The organism is Marinobacter fuscus, from assembly GCF_003007675.1.
Taxonomy (GTDB): domain Bacteria; phylum Pseudomonadota; class Gammaproteobacteria; order Pseudomonadales; family Oleiphilaceae; genus Marinobacter; species Marinobacter fuscus.
This window is the reverse complement of the sequence record NZ_PXNP01000018.1, coordinates 1-1,664: the sequence shown is the minus strand read 5'-3', so window position 1 is coordinate 1,664 and position 1,664 is coordinate 1. Positions and strand designations below refer to the sequence as shown.

3 protein-coding genes and 1 pseudogene are annotated in these 1,664 nt (G+C 46.7%); all 4 read left to right on the top strand.

Features of this window, described 5'->3' with window-relative positions:
• Positions 1–22: 22 nt before the first annotated feature.
• Positions 23–331: a hypothetical protein gene (locus tag C7H09_RS04865; protein WP_106761488.1), complete on the top strand. Its 309-nt coding sequence runs from the start codon at positions 23–25 to the stop codon at positions 329–331.
• Positions 332–424: 93 nt separating this feature from the next.
• Positions 425–817 (top strand): VOC family protein, encoded by a 393-nt coding sequence (locus tag C7H09_RS04860; RefSeq protein WP_106761487.1) that lies wholly within the window; start codon positions 425–427, stop codon positions 815–817.
• Positions 818–831: 14 nt separating this feature from the next.
• On the top strand, positions 832–1,194 hold the full coding sequence (locus tag C7H09_RS04855) for a DUF1801 domain-containing protein (protein ID WP_229728281.1): 363 nt from the start codon (positions 832–834) through the stop codon (positions 1,192–1,194).
• 84 nt (positions 1,195–1,278) lie between these two features.
• A pseudogene (locus tag C7H09_RS19940) lies at positions 1,279–1,664 on the top strand (hypothetical protein); the annotation flags it as partial.

Sequence of the window (1,664 nt, the reverse complement as noted above, 5' to 3'; positions counted from 1 at the left end):
GCGTTAAGTTTAGGGAGAAGCCGTGAACAGCATTATTGAATTCATGCTTGAAAGCGCTGTCGTAAACTCGATCCCGATATTTTTTGCCGCTGGAATTATCGCGCTCATTGGAGGGCCGTTACTCAAGAAGGCTGGTATTGGAACGTACTTCCGTGGCTTGATCTATTCTGTCATTGGTGTGAGTGCCGGAGTATGGAGTTATACCGTATTCGACATACCGGGTCGCGGTATTGAATTGCTTGAGTTTGCTACTCTTACTGTTGGTATGCTTCTCTATAGCTTGGTAATCATCATGCCCATTGTTGCGATTAAGAACCGCGCAAAAACTTAACAAATCGCAGCAGTACGCGGCTGATGGCCGCCGGACGCCCCTGTCGGGCCGCCGCTGTGCTTCGCGTTATGCAAAAAGAGTACAGGAGTTAACATGAAACTCGGTTACACAATAATCTATGTCCCAAAGGTGGAAGAATCACTTGCCTTTTTCGAAGCGGCATTTGGTTTTAGTCGTCGCTTTTTGCATGAGTCAGGTGATTATGGTGAGCTTGAAACGGGGGAGACGACATTAGCGTTCGCGTCCTATGAGCTTGGGAGTATGAACTTCCCAGACGGTATCGTCGGTGCGAGCGAATCTACCAAGCCCCTTGGGTTTGAAGTTGCTATGGTCACAACAGATGTCGCAGGCTCTCACACCAAAGCACTGTCTAAAGGCGCTACAGAAGTTAAAGCACCAGAATCCAAGCCTTGGGGTCAAACAGTTTCTTATGTCCGTTGTCCAGATGGCATATTGGTTGAAATCTGCTCGCCCGTTTCTGTCTAATTTGGAGTAATATCTTGGCAACTAAGAGTCTTCAAGCATTACTGAGTGATATTCGCCTTCTGGGTGGAGAGCAATATTCGATAGTCGAAGCTGTACGTACTCTCGTCAAAGCCAGCTTTCCCGACATGGTTGAGGAAGTGAAATATGGCGGCATTCTTTTTTCCTCCGGCGTACAGTTCTGCGGTGTGTTTGCCTATAAAGAACATGTGTCCGTTGAGTTAAGTATGGGGGCTAAAATTGCTGATACTTATGGCTTCCTAGAAGGTCGCGGTAAAGGTCGCAGGCATTTGAAGCTTTTTACTGTGGTGGACGTTGAAGAAAAAAGGTTGGCTCACTATCTACCGCTTGCGTTAGAGGCAGCGGAGGAAAATGCATAACAAGGCGCTGCTACGGAAAATTTACTCGCTAGCGCTCCTAAATTTCCGCAGAGCGCGGCGTTAGAACTTAAAAAGGAACACCGAGTGAGTGACGTAGTTTTTTATGTTGGTCTTGGAATATTCATCATTGGCGGAATCGGTCTGCTAATTTCGGCTTTTAGAACAGGCATTTTTTGGGGGCTTGCAGTCTTTTTTATTGCACCAGTAGCGCTCATTTACCTGATCGTTCACTGGCAAGACGCTAAAGGCCCGTTCAAGCTACAAGTTTTCGGCGTTCTAATTATCGGGATCTTTGCTTATATGAATGGTGGCGTATCGTCCGTCACAGCCGCAACTTCTGATCTCACCAGTTTAAATTTTTCCGAGCCCGCAAGCTCAAGTTTTTCTAAACCTATGGTGTCCAATCAGAAATTCAGATGTGACGGGAGAACATATTGCTCTCAGATGACATCTTGTGCGGAAGCGACCTA